The organism is Streptomyces sp. NPDC003247, assembly GCF_042888135.1.
Classification (GTDB): Bacteria; Actinomycetota; Actinomycetes; order Streptomycetales; family Streptomycetaceae; genus Streptomyces.
On sequence record NZ_JBIAPF010000006.1, the window covers coordinates 60,984 to 80,040 of the forward strand.

General features: G+C 71.2%; 20 protein-coding genes. 16 read left to right on the plus strand and 4 right to left on the minus strand.

The genetic code is table 11. The annotated features are described in order from the left end of the window. The first annotated feature begins 2 nt into the window (after positions 1-2). The 14 genes from ACFYWQ_RS21220 (at position 3) to ACFYWQ_RS21285 (ending at position 14,116) form a co-directional block, all read left to right on the plus strand. Positions 3-581, plus strand: a complete 579-nt coding sequence (locus tag ACFYWQ_RS21220) for a hypothetical protein (protein WP_389518401.1) — start codon at positions 3-5, stop codon at positions 579-581. Continuing rightward, on the plus strand, positions 571-1,611 hold the full coding sequence (locus tag ACFYWQ_RS21225; protein WP_389518402.1) for a BtrH N-terminal domain-containing protein: 1,041 nt from the start codon (positions 571-573) through the stop codon (positions 1,609-1,611). The genes ACFYWQ_RS21220 and ACFYWQ_RS21225 overlap by 11 nt, the downstream gene beginning before the upstream one ends. 29 nt (positions 1,612-1,640) lie before the next feature. Next, complete coding sequence (locus ACFYWQ_RS21230) at positions 1,641-2,936, plus strand: DegT/DnrJ/EryC1/StrS family aminotransferase (protein WP_389518403.1); 1,296 nt, start codon at positions 1,641-1,643, stop codon at positions 2,934-2,936. Beyond that, the gene (locus ACFYWQ_RS21235) at positions 2,933-3,826 is read left to right on the plus strand and encodes a transketolase (protein WP_389518404.1); all 894 of its coding nucleotides are present in this window, start codon (positions 2,933-2,935) and stop codon (positions 3,824-3,826) included. The genes ACFYWQ_RS21230 and ACFYWQ_RS21235 overlap by 4 nt, the downstream gene beginning before the upstream one ends. Next, positions 3,823-4,788, plus strand: a complete 966-nt coding sequence (locus tag ACFYWQ_RS21240; RefSeq protein WP_389518405.1) for a transketolase family protein — start codon at positions 3,823-3,825, stop codon at positions 4,786-4,788. The genes ACFYWQ_RS21235 and ACFYWQ_RS21240 overlap by 4 nt, the downstream gene beginning before the upstream one ends. After that, a complete protein-coding gene (locus ACFYWQ_RS21245; RefSeq protein ID WP_389518406.1) occupies positions 4,785-5,645 on the plus strand; it encodes a RimK family alpha-L-glutamate ligase in 861 nt (286 codons plus the stop codon). Before ACFYWQ_RS21240 ends, ACFYWQ_RS21245 begins: the two co-directional genes overlap by 4 nt. Further along, positions 5,642-6,685, plus strand: coding sequence for an N-acetyl-gamma-glutamyl-phosphate reductase (gene argC, locus ACFYWQ_RS21250; RefSeq protein ID WP_389518407.1), 1,044 nt, complete (start codon positions 5,642-5,644; stop codon positions 6,683-6,685). Before ACFYWQ_RS21245 ends, argC begins: the two co-directional genes overlap by 4 nt. A gap of 10 nt (positions 6,686-6,695) precedes the next feature. Continuing rightward, positions 6,696-7,535, plus strand: a complete 840-nt coding sequence (locus tag ACFYWQ_RS21255; protein ID WP_389518408.1) for a [LysW]-aminoadipate kinase — start codon at positions 6,696-6,698, stop codon at positions 7,533-7,535. After that, complete coding sequence (locus ACFYWQ_RS21260; protein WP_389518409.1) at positions 7,532-8,596, plus strand: M20/M25/M40 family metallo-hydrolase; 1,065 nt, start codon at positions 7,532-7,534, stop codon at positions 8,594-8,596. The genes ACFYWQ_RS21255 and ACFYWQ_RS21260 overlap by 4 nt, the downstream gene beginning before the upstream one ends. Next, a complete protein-coding gene (locus ACFYWQ_RS21265; RefSeq protein WP_389518410.1) occupies positions 8,593-9,534 on the plus strand; it encodes a sulfotransferase family protein in 942 nt (313 codons plus the stop codon). Before ACFYWQ_RS21260 ends, ACFYWQ_RS21265 begins: the two co-directional genes overlap by 4 nt. A 97-nt stretch (positions 9,535-9,631) precedes the next feature. Next, positions 9,632-10,846, plus strand: a complete 1,215-nt coding sequence (locus ACFYWQ_RS21270; RefSeq protein ID WP_389518411.1) for a hypothetical protein — start codon at positions 9,632-9,634, stop codon at positions 10,844-10,846. A gap of 12 nt (positions 10,847-10,858) precedes the next feature. Further along, positions 10,859-12,295, plus strand: coding sequence for a condensation domain-containing protein (locus ACFYWQ_RS21275; RefSeq protein WP_389518412.1), 1,437 nt, complete (start codon positions 10,859-10,861; stop codon positions 12,293-12,295). Beyond that, positions 12,292-12,522, plus strand: coding sequence for a phosphopantetheine-binding protein (locus tag ACFYWQ_RS21280; RefSeq protein ID WP_389518413.1), 231 nt, complete (start codon positions 12,292-12,294; stop codon positions 12,520-12,522). The genes ACFYWQ_RS21275 and ACFYWQ_RS21280 overlap by 4 nt, the downstream gene beginning before the upstream one ends. Before the next feature lie 73 nt (positions 12,523-12,595). Continuing rightward, positions 12,596-14,116, plus strand: coding sequence for an amino acid adenylation domain-containing protein (locus tag ACFYWQ_RS21285; RefSeq protein ID WP_389518414.1), 1,521 nt, complete (start codon positions 12,596-12,598; stop codon positions 14,114-14,116). A 164-nt stretch (positions 14,117-14,280) separates the two neighbouring features. Here the strand turns inward: ACFYWQ_RS21285 and ACFYWQ_RS21290 are convergent, their stop codons facing one another. Continuing rightward, entirely contained in the window at positions 14,281-14,556 is a 276-nt protein-coding gene (locus ACFYWQ_RS21290) for a hypothetical protein (RefSeq protein ID WP_389518415.1), read from the minus strand. 80 nt (positions 14,557-14,636) lie between these two features. Then, entirely contained in the window at positions 14,637-15,083 is a 447-nt protein-coding gene (locus ACFYWQ_RS21295; protein WP_389518416.1) for an Lrp/AsnC family transcriptional regulator, read from the minus strand. Between the two features lie 93 nt (positions 15,084-15,176). On the opposite strand from ACFYWQ_RS21295, the gene ACFYWQ_RS21300 reads away from it, so the two are divergent. Further along, positions 15,177-15,995, plus strand: a complete 819-nt coding sequence (locus tag ACFYWQ_RS21300; protein ID WP_389518417.1) for an LLM class flavin-dependent oxidoreductase — start codon at positions 15,177-15,179, stop codon at positions 15,993-15,995. Then, the gene (locus tag ACFYWQ_RS21305; protein WP_389518418.1) at positions 15,992-16,432 is read left to right on the plus strand and encodes a nucleoside deaminase; all 441 of its coding nucleotides are present in this window, start codon (positions 15,992-15,994) and stop codon (positions 16,430-16,432) included. Before ACFYWQ_RS21300 ends, ACFYWQ_RS21305 begins: the two co-directional genes overlap by 4 nt. 117 nt (positions 16,433-16,549) lie before the next feature. Here the strand turns inward: ACFYWQ_RS21305 and ACFYWQ_RS21310 are convergent, their stop codons facing one another. Together ACFYWQ_RS21310 and ACFYWQ_RS21315 are read right to left on the minus strand one after the other, a co-directional pair. After that, positions 16,550-17,818, minus strand: coding sequence for an MFS transporter (locus ACFYWQ_RS21310; protein ID WP_389518419.1), 1,269 nt, complete (start codon positions 17,816-17,818; stop codon positions 16,550-16,552). A 676-nt stretch (positions 17,819-18,494) separates the two neighbouring features. Then, complete coding sequence (locus ACFYWQ_RS21315; RefSeq protein ID WP_389518420.1) at positions 18,495-19,040, minus strand: AAA family ATPase; 546 nt, start codon at positions 19,038-19,040, stop codon at positions 18,495-18,497. Between the last annotated feature and the right edge of the window lie 17 nt (positions 19,041-19,057).

A 19,057-nucleotide genomic window follows, 5' to 3' on the forward strand; every position in this document is an offset into this window, starting at 1 on the left:
ACATGGCAGCGGCTTACACCTGTGTCGACCTGGGCGCCCACTTGAACAACGTCGCCTGGACGACGGAGTCGAACACGCGCGAGGGCGCGTTCAACGTATGGCGCAACTCCCTGCCGGCGGACGAGCTGCCGGACGGGGGACGGATCACCGTCGAGGACGTCCCTTTCGACCTCCCGCCGGCCGACGGTGGCCGTTTCGACAATGTGCGGTGCGAGGGCCAGGTGCTGGCGGTCCCGACCGGTCGATTCGACTGGATCTACCTGCTGTGTGCCGGTGAGCGAAGGGTGGAGGACGAGATGGCGCTGCATTTCGCCGACACCGCGGTGGACTTCGAGCCGCTGCGGGTGTCCGACTACTGGGTGGCGCCCCCCGTCTTCGGCGAGACCGCCGCCCTCACCACCACGGTCATGCACTATCCGCACCATGTGCAGCCGGACGTGCCGGGGACGATCTGGTGCCAGCGGGTCCCCGTCGTCCGCAGGTGCGCCCTGCACGCCGTCCGCTTCCCGGAGAACATCGCGGTCCACGTGGTCGCCATGACCCTGTGCGGGTCGGATCGAGGGCCGAGCGATGCCGGGTGACGCGCCCGCCACGGTCGCCGACGTGGCCCACTGGTACCGGGATCCGGTGAGCTGCCTCCAGTCGACGCTGGCCGCGGTGCTGATCCACGCGGGCCGGGACCCGCTGGCGGCGCTGGGTTCGGGCTGGGAGTTCCGCCATGTGCCCGGAGACGTGCGACCGCAGGAGTACTACTGGCCGTGCCGCGTCCCGGGCGACCTCGCGGCGAGCGTGCTGCCGCACACCGAGGTGACCTCCCGGTGGCACGCCCTGGGGCCGGACTCCGTCACCCACTGGCGGGAGACGCTGGAGGCCGGACGGCTGCCCGTCATCGCCGTCGACAACTACCACCTGCCGTTCCGACCCGCGTACCGGGACGTGCACGCGGCGCACCTGCTGGTGCTCTTCGACGTGCAGCCGGACGCGGGAACGGTACGGGTGTCGGACGCCATGCCGCCCGCCTTCAAGGGCACCCTTCGGCTGGAGGAGCTGCTGCGGGCCGCCGGCTCCGACCTGCCGGTCGACCACCAGGACCGGTTCTTCAGCGGCGGCTCCGCCGACGCCCGCTGGCTCGACGTCCGGCTCGGTGCCGCGGAGCCGCCGCTGACCAGAGGGCGACTGCGCGCCGTACTGCGGCGCAACCTGCGGGACTTCACCCGCGACGGCACCGGGCCGGCGGGACACTGGACCGGTACACCCGGTCTGCACCGCTACCGGGACCTACTCGTCCACGCCGTACACACCGCGGACGTGGCGACCATCGGCGAGACCTACACCTTCGGGTGGAGCCAGCAGGCGCAGGCCGCACTCCACGGAGAGCTGCTGCGCCGCACCGGAGCGCGCTGGCGGTTGCCCCGCCTCTCGGAGGCCGGACGGCGCGTGGAGCAGGTCGCGCACCGGTGGACAGCGGTACGCGTGGACACCGCGCACCGCAGCACATCGCCCCACGGCCCGGGGGAGCGCCCGGAACGGCTCGTCCGCCACATCGACCGGCTCGTCCAGGCGTACGACGACGCCTTGGCCGCGGTCGCCGACGCACTGGAGGATCTGTGAGCCCAACCGCTGGTGACAGGGGCACCACCGTGAGCAGGCACGCCAAGCTGGCCGCGTTCGGTGGCAGCCCCGCCGTGTCGCCACGCGCCCGCGACCTGCCCTGGCCGGTGATCGAGGACGCCGACCGCGCGGCCGTGCTGGCGGTGCTGGACGGCGACCACCTGGTGTCGAACGCCGACGGGCCGACCAGGGTGAGCGAACTCGAAGAGCGGTGGGCGGCGTTCTGCGGGACGTCCCACTGCGTCGCCACCTCCAACGGCACGACCGCGCTCACCACGGCGCTCCACGCGCTCGGCGTCGGGGCGGGCGACGAGGTCATCGTGCCGGCGCTCAGCTTCATCGCCACCGGGCTGGCGCCGCTGCACCAGTCGGCGATCCCCGTGTTCGCGGACATCGATCCGGTCACGATGAACATCGATCCGCGCTCCGCCGCCGACCTGATCACCGAACGCACCGCGGCGATCATCCCGGTCCACCTGCACGGGCATCCGGCGGACATGGACGCGGTCGACGCGCTGGCGGCACGGCACGGTCTGGCGGTGATCGAGGACGCGGCGCAGGCACACGGCGCGACCTGGCGCGGAAAGCCGGTCGGCTCGCTCGGTGACGCCGCGGCGTTCAGTCTGCAGGCCACCAAGAACCTGCCCACGTGCGGCGAGGGCGGCCTGCTCACCACCGCCACCGCCGCCGTGGCGGAACGCGCCACGCTAGCCCGGCAGTTCGGTGAGGAGATGACCGCCGGCCGGAGCCGGGACTACATCAGCCACATCCTGGGCTGGAACCACAAGATGAACCCGGTGCAGGCGGCCTTCGCGCTCTCCCAGCTCGACCGGTTCGCCGACTACGAGGCGGCCCGGCAGCGGAACGTCCCGCCGTTCCTGTCCAGGATCGCCGGACTGCCGGGCATCACCGTCCCCACGGTCCAGCCCGGTTGCACCCACACGTGGCACATCCTCCGCTTCAGGTTCGACCCCGAGGCCGCCGGCCTGACCGGGGTGACACCCGCCGGGTTCCGGCGCGCCGTGCACCGCCTGCTGCGCGCCGAGGGTGTGCCGGTGTCCCGGTACCAGGTGATGCCGCTGCCCGAGCAGAAGGTGTTCACCGACCGGGCCGGTGACAGCCACGGCCACCCCTGGGCGCGCTCCGCACCTCCTCCGCGGGCACCCCACCCGGTGGCGACCGCCGTCGTCGACGACTCCCTCACCCTCCAGCGGCGCCATCTGCACCCCGACGCCGGCGACGCGCTGGAGCAGTACGCCGACGGGTTCGAGAAGGTCTGGGACCAGCTGCCGACCGTCCGGTCGATGGCGAGGGCACTGACATGACACCGGCCGAAGAGGAGGTCCCGCCGCCCAGCGGCCCCCTGCCCGAACCCCCTGCCGCGTCCCTCGCGGACCTCCGCACCGTGTCGCACCGCGTCCGGCACCACATCGTGGACATGTGCGCCACCCCCGAGGGCGGCCATCTCGGCGGCTCCCTGTCGGCGGCGGACATCCTGACCGTCCTGTACTTCTCCGTGCTGCGCGTCGACCCGGACCTCCCCCGCCATCCGGACCGGGACGTCTTCCTGCTCAGCAAGGGCCACGCGGCCGTCGCCCTGTACGCCGTACTGGCGGAGCGCGGGTTTCTGCCGCCTGCGGAACTGGCGACGTTCGGTGTCGCGCCGGGGCGGCTGACCGGACATCCGGTGACCGCCGTCCCCGGCGTCGAGATGCCGACCGGCTCACTCGGACACGGCCTGCCCCTGGGGGTGGGATTCTCCCTGGCCGCACGCTGGGCGGGGAGCCGGCGCCGCACCTTCGTGCTGCTGGGCGACGGCGAACTGCAGGAAGGCTCGTGCTGGGAGGCGGTCATGGCCGCCGCCGCACTCGGCGTCGACAACCTCGTGGCCGTCGTCGACGCGAACGGCCTCCAGCTCACCGACGCCACCGAGCGGATCTGTCCGCTGGAGCCGCTCGCGGAGCGCTGGCGCAGCTTCGGCTGGAGTGTGCGGGAGGTCGACGGCCACGACCACGAAGAGCTGTCGGAGGCGCTGACCCGCGCCCCGTGGTCACCCGGAAGGCCGAGCGTCGTCATCGCGCGCACGGTCAAGGGACACGGCCTCCCCGCTGTGGCGGGGAAGCCGTCCAGCCACTACGCCCTACTGACCGCTGAAAGCCGGAACCGCGCCCATCGGATCCTGGAGAGCGTGGCACGAAGGGGCAGGAAGACATGAATCCGAACGACGCCCAGCGCATCGCGTTCCGCGACCACCTGACCGAGCTCATGCGCAGGGACCCCGCGGTCGTCTGTGTGGACACCGACACCGGAATCTTCAAGGCGACCGACTTCGGTGACGCCGCCGAACGCTATGTGAACCTGGGCATAGCCGAGCAGAACGCCATGGGGGTCGCCGCCGGACTCGCCGCCTCGGGCCGGCGACCGTACGTCACCACCATGGCCGCCTTCGCGGCGAGCCGTGCCGCCGAGGCGGTGAAGCTCGACATCGCCTACAACCGGCTGCCGGTGCGCATCGTGGCCACCCACGGAGGCGTGGCCGCCGGCCACTTCGGCCCGACCCACCACGCGCTGGAGGATCTGGCGGTCATGCGGAGCCTGCCCCACATGACCGTGGTGGTACCCGGCGACGCCTGGTCCGCCGTCAGCCTGCTCGGGCAGGCGGAGCAGTGTCCGGGCCCGGTCTACGTCCGCCTCGGCCGCAAGCCGACCCCTCCCCTGCCCCCCACGGACCAGCCGGACATCGGGCGGCTCCAGGAGATGCACCCCGCCGGGGGGACGGCCGACGCCGTCATCGTGGCCACGGGTCCCTTACCGGTGTTACGCGCGCTGGCCGCGGCGGAGCAGCTCCGGCACGGCGGGATCCGCGTCGCCGTGCTCCAGGCCCACACGCTCAAGCCCTTCGACACCACCACGCTGCTGCGCCGGTGTGCCCGGACCCGGCTGGTCGTCACGGTCGAGGAGCACTGGCGGGTGGGCGGGCTCGGCTCGGCCGTCGCGGAGGCGCTCGCGGAGAGGTCCGGCCCCCCGCCCGTGCTGCGGCTCGGATTCCCCGACGCGTTCGTGACGGCACCGGGTACGCAGGAGCAGTTGCTCGACGCCGCCGGACTGTCGGTGTCCGGTATCGCGGCACGGGTGCGGCGCAGCCTGCACGCCGAAGACCTGGTGGAGGTGTCATGAGCGCTCGGCCGGCCGAGCCCGCCCTCGCCCTGCTCGCCTCACGGGTGGGCCGCGAGGAGAAACGTCTCCTGCTGGAACTGCGACGCCGCGGCATCCCCGTGGCCCAGGTCGACACGGAGGACCTCTGCTTCGACGCGTGGGCGGACGGCTGTCCCTGGCGGTTCGCGCTCAACCGGGAGATCGGCTACCACCGTGCGGTGCAGGCGGCCCGCTCCCTTCAGGCGCGGGGGGTGCGGGTCGTCAACTCCGCCGAGGCCACGGAGGTCTGCGGCGACAAGTGGCGTTCTGCCCTCGCCCTGGAGCGGGCCGGTCTGCCCACGCCGCGCACCGTGCTGGCGCTGAGCCCTGGTGCGGTGAGCGGCGCGCTGGACGCCGTCGGCTACCCGGCGGTGATGAAGCCGCTGGTCGGGTCGTGGGGCCGGATGGTGTCGCTGGTGCCGGACGCGCGGACCGGCCAGAGCCTGGCCGGTTACGTCGCGGCCCTTCCCCACCCCCAGGCCCGCATGGTGTGCGTGCAGCCGTACCTCGGGGGCGGCCGTGAGATGCGGGTGCTGGTCGCCGGCGGTGAGCCGGTGGCGGCGATGTGGCGGCGCAGCGAGGACTGGCGCGGCAACGTCGCCCTGGGCGGCACCGGTGAGTACTGCGCACCGGAGGCGGAGCCGGCGAAGCTCGCGGTGGCGGCGGCAGCGGCGGTCGGCGCCGGCATCGCGGGGGTGGACCTGATCGAGACGGCCGACGGCGTCCACGTCCTGGAGGTGAACCACCGGGTCGAGTTCATGGGCCTGCAGGCCGCCGCGGCCGACCGGGTGGACATCGCCTCGCGGCTGGTCGACCACATCCTCCGGGAGGTGCGATGAGCGTGCGCGCGGCCGTGGTCGGGGCGGCCGGATACATCGGTGGAGAGCTGCTCCGTCTCCTCCTGCTCCACCCCCGCGTGGACCTCGTGGCGGTCACCTCCGTGCGACGGGCCGGGCGCCGGGTCGACGGATGCCACCCGAACCTGCGCGGCCTGACGGACCTGCGGTTCACCTCCCCGGCGGACCTGGACGACGAGTACGACGTGGTCTTCCTGGCCACTCCGCACGGGGAGACGATGACCGGCCTCGCCCAGTACACGTCACGGGCCGGACTGCTGATCGACCTGTCCGCCGACTTCCGGCTGCGCGATCCCGCCGTCTTCCGCAGCCACTACGGAGTCGAGCATGCCGCGCCCGGGGAACTGGACTCCTTCGTGTACGGGTTGCCGGAGCTGCACCGCGGCGAGCTGCGCGGCGCCGACCGGATCGCCGTACCCGGATGCATGGCGGCCGCGGCCATCCTGGCACTGCACCCCCTGGCCGCCGGGGACGCGATCACCGGCCGGGTCGTGGTGGACGCCAGAACCGGATCGAGCGGCGCCGGCGCGGCGGCCGGGCAGACGAACCTCCATGCCGAACGCAGCGGGGCACTACGGGTGTTCGCGCCCGTCGGTCACCGCCACGAGGCGGAGATCGGCCAGGCGATCGGCCGGCCGGTGAGCATGACCGCGACCGGCGTCGAAGCGGTGCGCGGAGTCCAGGTGGTGTGCCACGTGACCCTCCGCGACGGAGTGGACGACGTCGTCCTGCGCGGGCTCTACCGGCAGCACTACCGGGACGAGCGGTTCGTCCGGGTGGTGGCGGCCCGGCGGGGCAACTACCGGCTCCCCGAGCCGAAGATCCTGGCCGGGTCCAACTACTGCGACGTCGGCTTCGCCACGGGGACCGCATCCGGCGCCGCACCCACCGCGGCGGTCGCCGTGGGGGCGCTGGACAACTTGATGAAGGGCGGCGCGGGCAACGCCGTGCAGTGCATGAACCTGCGTCTGGGCTGGCCCGAGTCCCTGGGCCTTGAGTTCCCCGGCCTGCACCCGAGTTGAGGAGCCGACGATGACGGACGTCACGGTGGTGAAGTGCAGTGGAAACGCGGTGGTCGATCCGCGGGAGGTGTGCCGGGACGTGGCCCGGATGCGCTCGGCGGGACGCCCCGTGGTACTGGTCCACGGAGGCTCGGTCGAGATCGACCGACTGGCCGACCGGCTCGGCGTCCCGAGGCGGCACCTCCTCGCCCCGAACGGGACGGTGGCCCGGCACACCGACGCGCCGACGCTGGACGTGGTGCAGCTGGCCCTCGCCGGTGTCGTCAAGCCCCGGTTCGTCGGCGAGCTGAGCAGACTGTCGGTGCCGGCCGTCGGACTGACCGGGCTCGACGGCCGGCTGGCCGTCGCCCGGCGCAAGGGCGCCACCCGCGCGGTCGTCGACGGCCGGACGGTTCTGGTCCGCGACAACCACGCCGGTGTCGTCGACCACGTGAACACCGAACTCCTCCACGTGCTGCTGCGGTCCGGTGTGGTGCCGGTGCTGTCACCACCGGCGATCACCGAGGACGGTGCGACGGTCAACGTCGACGCCGACCGGCTGGCCGCCGCCGTCGCCGCGGCCCTGTCGGCGAGCACCCTGATCATGCTGACCGGTGCGCCTGGCGTACTGCGGGATCCCGACGACGAGGAGTCCTTGATGGCGGTGTACGAAGTGGGAGGGCGCTCCGCGGAGGCGGAACTGGCCGGTGGCATGGCCGTGAAGGTGTTCGCCGCGGAGCAGGCCCTGCGCGAGGGCGTGTCCCGGGTGATCGTGGCCGACGGACGGCGGCCGCACCCGGTCCGGGCGGCGGAGGAGGGCGGCGGCACGATCCTGACGGTCGCGCCCGGCACGGCGGAGGTGCGGCGATGAGCACGCGCCCCGCGGTCACCTCGCACGACGCGGTCGGACTGCTCCGCGGCATGGTCGAGATCCCGTCGGAGTCCTACGAGGAGTCCCGCCTCGCGCACTACTTGCTCAAGGTGCTGGAGAGCTGGGGTTTCACCGCGTCACTGGATCGCGTCGGCAACGTCGTGGGCGAGATCGACCGGGGCCCCGGCCCGTCCGTGCTGCTGCTGGGACACATGGACACCAGCGCCGGCCGGCCCGAGGTCAGACTGGCCGACGGCCGACTCCACGGGCGGGGCACGGTGGACGCCAAGGGCCCGTTGGCGGCGATGCTCTGTGCCGCCGCCAACGCGCGGACGTTCCGCGGACGGCTGCGCGTGGTCGGGGCGGTGGAGGAGGAGACCCCCCACTCGCGTGGGGCCACCGAGATCGTGCGGCAGGGCGACCGCCCGGACGCCGTGATCGTGGGCGAGCCCAGCGGCGTCGACGCCGTGGTGCTCGGCTACAAGGGAAGACTGGACCTCCAGTACGACGTCCGCTGTGCCTCGACGCACCCCACGAACCCGCAGCCGCACGCCACCGAACTGACCGTGCGGGCATGGCACACCCTGCTGGACGTCCTCGGACCCACCTCCCACCACGCCTTCGACCGGCCGGGCGCCACACTCACCGCGCTGAGCGGGGACCTCGAGACCGCCTCGGCACGGCTGACCGTCCGGACATCGCCGGACTTCGACGAGAACGCCTTCACGGAGGAACTGCGGCGGCGGGTGTCCCCGGGTGACGTCACGGTCGTGCACAGCGTGCCGGCGTGCCGGGTGCGGCGGACGGACCCGGTGGTCAAGGCCCTGACACGAGCGATCCGCGGGCAGCGGCTCTCGCCGCGCGCCAAGGTCAAGACCGCCACGTCGGACATGAACACCCTCGCCGAGCACTGGGACGTCCCCATGGCCACCTACGGTCCCGGTGACAGCGCGCTGGACCACAGCGCGGACGAGCACATCGTCCTCTCCGAATACCTCCGGTCGATCGCCGTGCTGTCCGACGCGCTCGACGAACTCTTCCTCTCCCTGGGGCATCGTTGACACAGGTTCCGCGCATTCTGGCGCTCTGGAGCGCTCCCCGGTCACGTTCCACCGCGTTCCTGCGGATGATGGCGGAACGCGGAGACCGCACCGTACTCCACGAGCCTTTCTCCCAGCTTCTCGATTTCGGCACCACCGAGGTGGCCGGCAGGGAGGTGCACAGCGAGTCCGCGCTCATCGCGGCGATCCGGGAGGAATCCGAGAAAGGAGCGGTCTTCTTCAAGGACACCACCGACTTCTGGTACGGTGAACTCCTCGCGGATACCGCCTTCTTGCGGGACGCCACCCACACCTTCATTCTGCGCCATCCGGCCGAAGCCATCGCCTCGCATTTCGCGCTCAACCCGAATCTGCAGCGGGACGAGATCGGCTTCGCCCGGCTGGCGGAAATCTACGATGCGGTCCACACGGCAACCGGGACCGACCCCGTGGTGATCGATTCGGCCGACCTCGTCACGGCCCCGGCGGCCACGGTACGGGCGTACTGCGACGCGGTCGGCCTGCCCTTCGTACCGGAAGCCGTCTCCTGGGACCCCCGGATGCTGCCGGATTGGCAACGCACCAGCCGCTGGCACGAACACACCGGCCGTACCACGGGTTTCACCGATCTGGCCACGCGCTACGAGCACACGGTCGACAACCACCCCTTGCTCGCCGAATACCTCCGATTCCACCTCCCCTACTACCAGCGGCTGTATGAGCGCAGGACGACACAGAAAAGTGAGGCGACAGAAACCATGACAGCGGAAACGATGACCGGATCGAACTCCCTGAAAATCGACTGTCCGGCGTGCGAAGGCGTCATCAAGCACGAAGATGACCTCGTGGTCAACGAAATCATCGAATGCGGTGAGTGCCGGAGCGAACTGGAAGTGGTCAGCGTCGAACCGCTGCTCGTGGCGCTCGCTCCGGAAGTGGAGGAGGACTGGGGCGAGTAGCAGCGCCTTCGCCACACGTCCCGACCACCGAGGAGCCGCCTTGCCCGAGAGAACAGCTGGGCCCGCCAGCGAAGTGCAGCACACAGAAAGCCCGTATGTGACAGTCCTGCGCCGGCAAGGTGCGAAGACATTCGTCGCCACGGGTGTGCTGTACCGGTTCGACATGTCGATGACCCCGCTGGGGATCATCCTGATGGTGAACGGGTACGGCGGCTCCCTGGTCGACGCGACGGTACTGACCGGCGCCTTCTTCCTTGCCGGCGCGATATGCGCGCCGCAGATATCCGGCACGGCCGACCGCCGTGGACAGCACGGCGTGCTGCTCGTCCTGGGAGCCGTGTACCTGTGCGCCGCCCTGGGGCTGATCGCGACGGTGATGTCCGGCGCACCCCTGTGGGCATCCGTCTGCTTCGGCCTGCTGGCGGGCGCCACCAACCCCATGGTGTCGGCGATGGTCCGCGCACGCTGGTCGGCGCTGTACCACGGCAATCCCCTGCTGCGGACCGCCTTCGCCATGGAGTCGATGATCGACGCCGTCGTCATCGCGATGGGCGCACCGTTGGCGACGTTCCTGGCGGCCTTCCTGTTCCCGGCGGCGACCTTGCTGATCGCGGCGCTGACGGCGACGGCGAGTGCCTGGCTGCTGGCGGTGCAACGAGGGACCGAACCGGCCGTATCGGCACCGGAAGCCGGCCGAACCCGCGGCAGCGGCTTCATCCCGCCGAACATCTGGGCCGTCCTGCTGCTGCTCCTCTTCGTGGGTGTGCACCTGGGGTCTTTCGACGTGGCCACGGTCGCTGTCGCGCTCGATGCCGGGCAGCAGCAGTGGGCGGGGTGGACGCTCGCCGCATACGCCATCGGTTCGACCGTCGGCGGAGGCGTGATCGGCTCCCTCAAGGAGACGTACACGGCGGAGCGCCTGCTCAACGTCTCCCTCGCCGTGCTCTCCGTCACGGTGGTGCCCCTGCTGTTCGTCCAGGTCCCGGCGCTGCGGCTCGCGTTCGGTCTGACCGCCGGACTGGCGGTCGCACCGACGATCATCCTGGCCATGACGCTCGTGGAGAAACTGAGTGCGCCAGGACTCCTCACCACGTCCCTCGGCTGGGCCAGCTCCGCGTTGATCACCGGGAACGCCGCCGGACAGGTCCTCGCCGGTCACGCGGCGGACTGGCAGAACGGTCACGCGGGCTACGCCGTGACGCTGGCCGGAGGGGTGTTGGGCCTCGGCACCGCGCTGTCGCAGCCGCGCCCCCGCGCGGGCCGCGGACGCCGAACGGAGGCAGTGCCATGCAACCCCGAGGACGCGACATGAAGGGCCGGCTCCATGCCAGTGCACGGTGATCTCTCGATCGTCTTCCACGGCCACCGCGGCGGGGAGGCGCAGCTCACCTGGGGACAGCGGTTCATCTGGGACATCATCATGCGCCTGGCGCCCCGGGACGAACACCTGAACCTCGACGTCGTCGTCCCGGTTCCGGAAGGCGTGGACGTCGAGGGAGTTCGCGAGGCCCTGGCCCGGCTCATCGAGACCCATGAGTCCTTGCGGACACGGTACGCGGTGGCGAGCGACGGGAGCCCGCGTCAGATCCTGGTGCAATCCGGAACACTGCCGGTGGAGCTACGGGAAGCGGCCGGCGAGCCGGACCCCTCGTCGGCCGCGCCGGCCGGACCACTCGTGCGCGCCCTGACCGGGCGACGCTTCGACCTCACCCGTGAACCACCCGTGCGCATCGGAGTCGTGACCCGGGAGGGCGCTCCGGCCCACGTCGTCATGGCGATGTCCCACATGGTGGCGGACGGCCGCGGACTCCACGTCATCGAGCGCGACCTCACCGCCCTGCTGTCCGGCGGTGCCGGATCGGACGGGGTGGCACTGTCGCCGGGGCGGCAGCCGCTCGACCAGGCGGCTTTCGAACTCGGCGACGAGGCGGCTGCCAGGATCCGGACCAGAGCCGTCGACCACTGGCGCCGGAGCCTGAGGCGGTTTCCCCCGTCGATGTTCCTGGGGACCGCGACCGCCTCTGCCCGTCCACGGTTCTGGCACGGTCATCTCACGGCGCCCGCGCTCCCGGTGGCCGCCTCGATCGTTGCCGCCGCGCAGCGCGCGACAGTCCCCAGCGTCATCCTGACGGCGTTCTGTTCCATGCTGTCCCACCGGCTCGGCAGTCCGCACCTGTCCTTCGTGATCCGCACCGCCAACCGGTTCCAGCCGGGAACCGCCGACGCCGTCGGACATCTGTCGCAGAAGGCGCCCTTCACGATCGACCTGTCCGGTGCCGACTTCCCCGAGCGCGTCGCCCGGGTGCATCGCTCCGCCGTCACGGCCTACTGGAACGGCTGCTATCCACCTCAGGAACTCGGCGATCTGCTGGCGGACGAGGCGTCCCGTGGCCGGCACCTCCAGCTCGACACCACCCTCAACGTCGTCCCCGGGGACTTCGCCGCCGTCCCCGGGCCGTCCGGACAACCGGCCGCGTACCTGGCCGAACTGGAGAACAGCAGCCGCTACCGGGTCCTGGACCGGCGCGAGGACGAGGACGTGGCTCTCTTCGTGAACATCGAGCCGCCCGACGGGATGAGTCTGCTGGCGGACACGCGGTACTTCGCGCCCGCGGAGATCGAGGCGGCGCTCAGAGCGATCCAGCGGATCGTGGTGAAAGCCGCTCTGGGGGAGGCCGATCCCTGGACCGGCGTCGACGAGATCGGACTTCCGGTCAGGAGCGCATGCGAGGAACCCGAACGCACGGAGGCAGTGACATGAGTGTGGAATCCACCGTGGAGACGATCTGCGCGCTCTGGAGCGACCTGCTCGCCGTCCAGGTGAGTCCGGACGACGACTTCTTCGAGCTGGGCGGCTACTCCCTGCTCCTCATGCAGATGGTCTTCCAGGCGGAGGAAGCCGGCCTGTGCCTCACCCCGGAGCAGGTCGTCGACCATCCGACGCCCCGCAAGCTGGCCGAGGCGATCACCGTCGGCACGGCCGGTTGATCCGCCCGGGCCCCGGGGCGACCCACCGCGGCGGCAGTGCTCTGCGGCCGTTTCTCACGGAAGGGCAAGGACTTTGAGTGCGGAAGAGATCGTCGAACACACGTCGCTGGTGGAACTCTTCGACGGTGTGACGGACCGGAACCCCCACGCACCGGCCGTGACCGACGCCGACGGCTCCGTCACCTATCGGGAACTCGGGCGGCGCTCGCTGGAGATCGCCGAGAAGCTCGTCGTCGGCGGGGCCACGGAGAACACGCTCATCGGACTGCGCGTCGGCAGGAACATCGAGACCGTCGCCTCGATCCTCGGCATCCTCCGTGCCGGGGCCGCCTACGTGCCGCTCGACCCCACCTACCCGGCGGAGCGGCTCCGCTTCATGCTGGAGGATTCCGGGGCCCGGCTGCTGCTGGACGCCTCGGGCCCCGGCGACGCGGTGCTCACCGCACTCGACGAGACCGACCGGGCCGCCGGAGCGGACACCGGCGCGGTCCGGGTCGCCTACGTCGCCTACACGTCAGGCTCGACCGGACGCCCCAAGGGGTGCGTCATCACCCACGACAACGTACTGGCCTTTCTGAGCGGAACGCTGCCCCTCTTCGACCTGTCCGGCACCGACCGCTGGACCGTCGTCCACTCCCTGAGCTTCGACGCCTCCGTCTGGGAGCTCTGGGGCGCCCTGGCGACGGGAGCGACGGCCTGTCTGGTGCCGTCGGAGGTGATCGCCGACCCGGTGAGATTCGTCGAGCTGGTCACGTCGGCGGAAGTGACGGTGGTGTCCCTGGTCACCTCCTACTTCAAGTTCGTCCTGGACGCCTGCAAGAAGTCGCGGACCCGTCCCACCGGCCTGCGGCACCTCTTCTTCGTCGGCGAGGCCATCCGGCTGGACCTCGTCCGGGACTTCCTCTCCCTCCCCGAGTTCTCCGCGGTGACCACCGCCAACATGTACGGTCCGACGGAGACCACGGTCTTCGCCAGCGCCAAGGTCGTCACGAAGAAGGACACCGAGAACGGACCCCGTTCACCGATAGGCGCCGCACTGCTCAACGCCGAGCTGATGATCACGGACGGGTCGGGCCGGCGGCTCCCGGACGGCGAGGCGGGGGAGATCACGATCGGCGGCGCGACGGTCGGCCACGGATACCTGGGCCGCGCGGACCTCACGCAAGAGCGGTTCCCGACCCGTGACGGACAACGCTTCTACCGGACCGGCGATCTGGGCCGGCGCCTGCCCGACGGCGGGTTCGAGTACCTCGGACGCATGGACCAGCAGATCAAACGGCGTGGCTTCCGCATCGAGGTGGAGGAGATCGAACAAGTCCTGCGGGAGGAGACCACCGTGGAGGACGTGGTCGTCTGCCTGTGCGCGGCAGGCGCCGCGGAGTTCCTCGTCGCCTGCGTGGTGCCGCGCGACGGCTCGGCGGACGGCCTGACCGACGTACTGCGTGCGCGGGCGAAGCGGCTGCTTCCCGCGGTCATGTGCCCTGACAAGTACCTGCTCCTGCCGCGCCTCCCCTACAACGACTCGGGCAAGCTGGACCGCTTCGGCGTGCAGCGATCCGCTCAGGAAGCACTGACCGGTGCCGCGCGGTCATAGCCGGTGCACACTTCCGCCGGCGGATGAGGTGCCGTTCAGCACTTTTCGTCGACGAGCTCGTCGAAGGCATCCCGGTCCACGGCCCGGCCGTCGGCCCAGGCCTGGCCGGGGTCGAGCGCGTGTGTTCGCCGCCCCGGTGGAACCTATGTCGCCCCCGGGATCCCTCACCCGGCCTCCGCCCCGGTCCGGCGAGCCAGGCGGAACAGGACCCGGGCGTACACGAGGGTCGCCGCCGTGAGGATCGTCGGGATGATCGCCAGCGCGAGTATGCCCACCAGGGCGCGGCTGTCTTCGGCGCGTGCGTAAAATCCCCGGTTGTCGTCCAGCAGGAACCGGTAGCCGAACCACGCCCACATCGCCAGTGACAACAGCATCCACCCGATCGACCACTTCTCGATCCGGTGCCCATCCTGACGGAACCGCTCCGCGTCTGCCGTCATCTCTCCCCCTCTATGACTGGTGATCAGTAGCCATTGCATCACGGCGCGTCCGTGCCCGGTGCCACGTACCAGGCCGTCGGTCAGGGCCGGTCGGGTGCGCGGTAGGGCAGCGTCTGGCTGTAGACGACGCTCGTGGTCGTGCTGCCGAAGCCGGCCAGCTCGTCCACGAGCGTCTCCAGATGCTCCATGGAGGAGGCGGCCACCTTCAGGGTGTAGCAGTCGTCGCCGGTGGTGCGCAGGCACTCCAGGATCTCCCGCCGCTCGGCGAGCAGCCGACGCAGCGGCTGGTGGCGGTTGCCGGGGTACTTCAGCCGGACGACGGCGAGCACGGGATAACCGACCTTGGCCAGGTCGACCACGGCGTGGTAGCCGGTGATGACGCCCAGGGACTCCAGGTTCCGGACCCGTTCCGTGGTGGCCGACGGGCTGAGGTTCACGCGCCGTCCCAACTCGCTGAGGGAGATGCGAGCCTCCCGTTGGAGCTGCTCGATGATCGCCCAGTCGATGTCGTCAAGATTCACGGCCATCTCGCGACTCTACCGGCAGAACCACGGAGGAGTGCCGCCATCGCCGGGAAGATTCGGTTCCACATCTCGTGATCGCCGGGATAGCTTCGCCTCATGCGACTTGGCGTCAACGTACCGAACTTCGGGCCGGGAACCGATCCCGGCGTGCTGCGCGAATGGGCGCGGATCGTCGAGGGGCTCGGCTTCGACCTCCTCATGGTGTCGGACCACGTGGCCGTCACCCCGGACGTGGCCGAGCGGTACCCGGAACCGTTCTACGAACCGTTCACCACCCTGTCCTGGCTGGCCGGCCTCACCACGAGGCTGCGGCTGGGCACGACGGTGCTCGTCCTGCCCTACCGGCACCCGCTGCTGGTGGCTCGGATGGCTGCCGGCCTCAGCCGACTCAGCAGCGGCCGGTTCGTCCTCGGGGTAGGTGTCGGCTGGGCGCGTCAGGAGTTCGAGGCGCTCGGCGTACCGTTCGCCGCGCGCGGCCGACTGGCCGACGAGTACCTGGGTGCCCTGCGAGACGCCTGGCGCACGGAGACCGGGGAGGGCGCCGCCTCGATCCCCGTCTGGGTCGGCGGCCACAGCGAGGCGGCGATCCGACGCACGGTCAGGTTCGGCGACGCCTGGCACCCGCTGCGGCTCCCCCTCCCCCTGATGCGCTCGGTCCTGGCGAACCATTCGCTGCCGGCGTTCGCGCCCTGGATCGCCCTGCGGATGACCGGCACACCGGTCGACGACCGCGAGCGGCCCGCCGGTGTCGGCACCCTCGAGCAGATCCTCGACGATCTCGACCAGCTCCGTCTGCTCGGCGCGGACACCGTCGTACTCGACCCCTACCACGGAGATCCGGAGGAGACCCGTCGGCCGCGCGCGGCCTGGCAGGCGCTCGCCGCCGTGGCCACACACTGGAGGACCCCATCGTGATCACCCTTGCCGACGAAGCCCTCCTGCGGCGCGCCATCGGCATCGCGGCCCGCGCGGTCGCCGCAGGGGACGCACCGTACGGCTCCCTGCTGGCCGACCCGGACGGCGCGATCCTGGCCGAAGCCCACAACACGGTACGGCGCGACAACGACATCGTCGCCCACCCGGAGTTGAAGCTCGCCCGCTGGGCGGCTCGCGAACTCGACCCGGCCGCGGCCGCCCGCACCACCCTGTACACCAGTTGCCAGCCCTGCACCATGTGCGCCGGCGGCATCGTCCGCTCCGGCATCGGCCGGGTCGTCTACGCGCTCTCCACCGCACAACTCGTGGAACTCAACCCGCAGTCGGGCGACTGGCCGACGGTGGTCCAGGACGGCCCGGCCCTGTTCGAGGAGGCGCGCGCCCCCATCGACGCCTACTACCGGCCGAACCGATGACGTTGCCCTCGGTGTGCCGAGGGACAGGCCGGTGGCGGCCATGAAGTTGTCAGACGGTTCGCTCGGCAGGTGCTTCATGTACGGCGGAGGCGGGGCGCCCGTTGCGGGGTATGGAGTTCAGGGTGCCTTGTGGTTCGTGGGCGCATCCTGCTGTGTGGCCGGCGGGTTCGTTGCCGTGGTTTCCGTGGGTGCGGACGGCTTCGGTACGCCCGGTGATGAGTCCCGCAGTCCGCTGAGCGCCAGGACTGTCATCACCGCCGCGGCTCCCGCCGCCACGCCGAAGCCGCCGTGGGCACCGCCCGCGTCCACCACCCGCCCCGCGACCGCCGCGGCGCCCGCCATGCCTGCCGCGCTGGCGGAGTTGCCCCAGGTGAACGCCTGGGTGAGGACGGCGCGCGGAACCGCCGACTCTGTGAGGACGGAGGTGAGGATCAGGAGGACCGGCACGGCGAGTCCGGTCAGAGCGAGGGTGGCGCCGACCGCGAGGGGCGCGTCGAGGAGGGTCAGCGGGAGGCTCGCGAGGGTGAGGCAGGCGGCGGCTGTGGCCTGGTGGCGCCGGAGTGAGCCGCCGTGGCGCCATGCTCCGTAGGACCAGCCACCCACAAGATTGGTGCAGTTGGAGGCGGAGTAGAGCGGTGCTGCCGCGTCCGGCGTGCCGCGTCCGACGGCGTATGCGGTGACGGACACCTGCATCGCGCCGAAGAACACCCCGAGCGTGAGGCCGAGCGCGACCTGCCGCAGGAATGCGGAGCGCAGCAGGGCGCGTCCGGCGTGCCGGCGTTCGGCGCGGCCGGTGAGGGGCGGCGTGGTGCGGCGCTGGAGGGCGAGGGCGAGGCCGCCGCCGACGACGAGCGCGGCGGCGAGCAGTACCCCGGCGCCCGGACGGCCTGCCGCACCGAGGACGCTCACCAGGGCCGGGCCGGCCAGGTAGGACACGCCGTTGGCGAGGGCCTCCAGGGCGAAGGCGGTGGGCAGCGCGGCAGCCCGTTCGCCGGACAGCAGGGCGGACCAGCGAGCGGCGGACAGGGCACCGAGCTGGGGCAGCGTTGCCCCGACGAGTACTCCGGCGACGAGGTCCGGAACGGTGCCGATGAGCAGCAGTGCCACGGCCCCGGCATGTGCACCCAGCGCGCAGGGAAGCACCCGCGTCTGCCCGAACCGGTCGACCAGGCGTCCGATCTGGGGCCCGGCGACGGCGTCCGCGACAGCGAATCCGCCGGTGACGAGGCCCGCGGCGGCATACGACCCGGTGCGCGCGTGCACCAGCCAGACGATGCCGATCCCTGTCATGGCGATGCCCAGACGCCCGACAGCGGCGGGAAGAAAGAAGGCCGCCGCACCCGAAGTGCGCAGCAGGGTGCGGTAGTTCGCCGAAGCCGAAGGCACGACGCATCCCTTTCGCCGCCCGGCGGGACGCGCCACACGGGGTCGTCGGCGTCCGGATGTGCCGACCCGTGGCTGCGCCTGAAAGCCGTCCAGTGGTGACGTGGAGCGGGGACGCGCACCCCACGCCGACTCCGTCGCCGGGCAGATGTCATGCGGTGGTTGATGACCTCCTAGAGCGTAGAGGAACGGCGCGCGGAAACGAACAGGGGAGGGCCGACCGACTCAATGGTCCAGGCACCTGGTCCGCTGCTGCCTGGCCCAACCCTCCCACGTTGTATTCAGCGCAATTCCGCCCAGAAGTCCGGGGTGACGTGAACGCGTCCCACGACCTGCCGTGGCCGGGCGAATGACGCGGTCCCGTCGCCGTGGTCCCGCCTCCGGTCCGGCTGGGCGAAGCGGAGAGCCCCGCCGTGGAGTGTCGGCTGATGCTGTGCGCCAGGGGCCAAGGGGGTTTCCGGGGTCAATGAGGTCGGTCGGGTGTGTCTCCGTGGTGCACGTTCTCGATCGAGCATGCAGAGTGCTTCCTCGTGGCGGCCGATGCCCAGGACGAGGTCGGACGGGACGTGGTCGGTGCTCCAGGAGGTCGCCTGACCCGTAGGAGCTGTGCGTGTCGCTTCGGCGCGCACTCCACCTCTCCGCCATCCTCATCCGGCACCGACGCTGAGCGGCGAGGAATCTACCCGGAGACGCTCGGCAGCCAGCTGGTGGCGCCCACCACTTCGCGCGCTATGTCGACCACGGAACGCCTGTCGGTCGCCACGCGCACCGCGTCCAAGGGCATCTGCTCATCCAGAATCCGCGCCTTGCGGGCACTGCTCTGCACCTCGTGCTCCAGTTCCGAGCCCCGTTCCCGGCCGGTCAGCCGCTCACGAGCGGTGGCATCGGATGCGGTGAGCACCACCCGTACGATTCTGACATCCGCTCCCATGGCGCGCCGGAACATGCCCTCGTTCTCGGCCAGAACGCTCACCGTGTGCGTGTAGATCAAGCGGCGGTACCCGAGTTCGGCGTAGTTCGACCAGAGCGCCGTCAGATTACGCTCGGCGATCTTCCTGCGGCGAGGGTCTCCCTTCGGAGCGGGATGGACCTGCCCCATGAAGTCACCTTCGATCACACAGTGAGCAACCATCTCAGCACGCAGAAGCGCCGAGACCTCCCACCCCACCGTCGTCTTGCCTACGCCGGCACGACCTCCGATGAGCAACGCCTCCGCGTGATCCATGACCGCACCCTGCCACC

Excerpts from the sequence above, each read along its gene's own strand:
- ACFYWQ_RS21220 (WP_389518401.1), top strand. The coding sequence starts at position 3 with ATGGCAGCGGCTTACACCTGTGTCGACCTGGGCGCCCACTTGAACAAC.
- ACFYWQ_RS21225 (WP_389518402.1), top strand. The coding sequence starts at position 571 with ATGCCGGGTGACGCGCCCGCCACGGTCGCCGACGTGGCCCACTGGTAC.
- ACFYWQ_RS21235 (WP_389518404.1), top strand. The coding sequence starts at position 2,933 with ATGACACCGGCCGAAGAGGAGGTCCCGCCGCCCAGCGGCCCCCTGCCC.
- ACFYWQ_RS21240 (WP_389518405.1), top strand. The coding sequence starts at position 3,823 with ATGAATCCGAACGACGCCCAGCGCATCGCGTTCCGCGACCACCTGACC.
- ACFYWQ_RS21245 (WP_389518406.1), top strand. The coding sequence starts at position 4,785 with ATGAGCGCTCGGCCGGCCGAGCCCGCCCTCGCCCTGCTCGCCTCACGG.
- argC (WP_389518407.1), top strand. The coding sequence starts at position 5,642 with ATGAGCGTGCGCGCGGCCGTGGTCGGGGCGGCCGGATACATCGGTGGA.
- ACFYWQ_RS21255 (WP_389518408.1), top strand. The coding sequence starts at position 6,696 with ATGACGGACGTCACGGTGGTGAAGTGCAGTGGAAACGCGGTGGTCGAT.
- ACFYWQ_RS21260 (WP_389518409.1), top strand. The coding sequence starts at position 7,532 with ATGAGCACGCGCCCCGCGGTCACCTCGCACGACGCGGTCGGACTGCTC.
- ACFYWQ_RS21275 (WP_389518412.1), top strand. The coding sequence starts at position 10,859 with ATGCCAGTGCACGGTGATCTCTCGATCGTCTTCCACGGCCACCGCGGC.
- ACFYWQ_RS21280 (WP_389518413.1), top strand. The coding sequence starts at position 12,292 with ATGAGTGTGGAATCCACCGTGGAGACGATCTGCGCGCTCTGGAGCGAC.
- ACFYWQ_RS21290 (WP_389518415.1), bottom strand. The coding sequence starts at position 14,556 with ATGACGGCAGACGCGGAGCGGTTCCGTCAGGATGGGCACCGGATCGAG.
- ACFYWQ_RS21295 (WP_389518416.1), bottom strand. The coding sequence starts at position 15,083 with ATGGCCGTGAATCTTGACGACATCGACTGGGCGATCATCGAGCAGCTC.
- ACFYWQ_RS21300 (WP_389518417.1), top strand. The coding sequence starts at position 15,177 with ATGCGACTTGGCGTCAACGTACCGAACTTCGGGCCGGGAACCGATCCC.
- ACFYWQ_RS21315 (WP_389518420.1), bottom strand. The coding sequence starts at position 19,040 with ATGGATCACGCGGAGGCGTTGCTCATCGGAGGTCGTGCCGGCGTAGGC.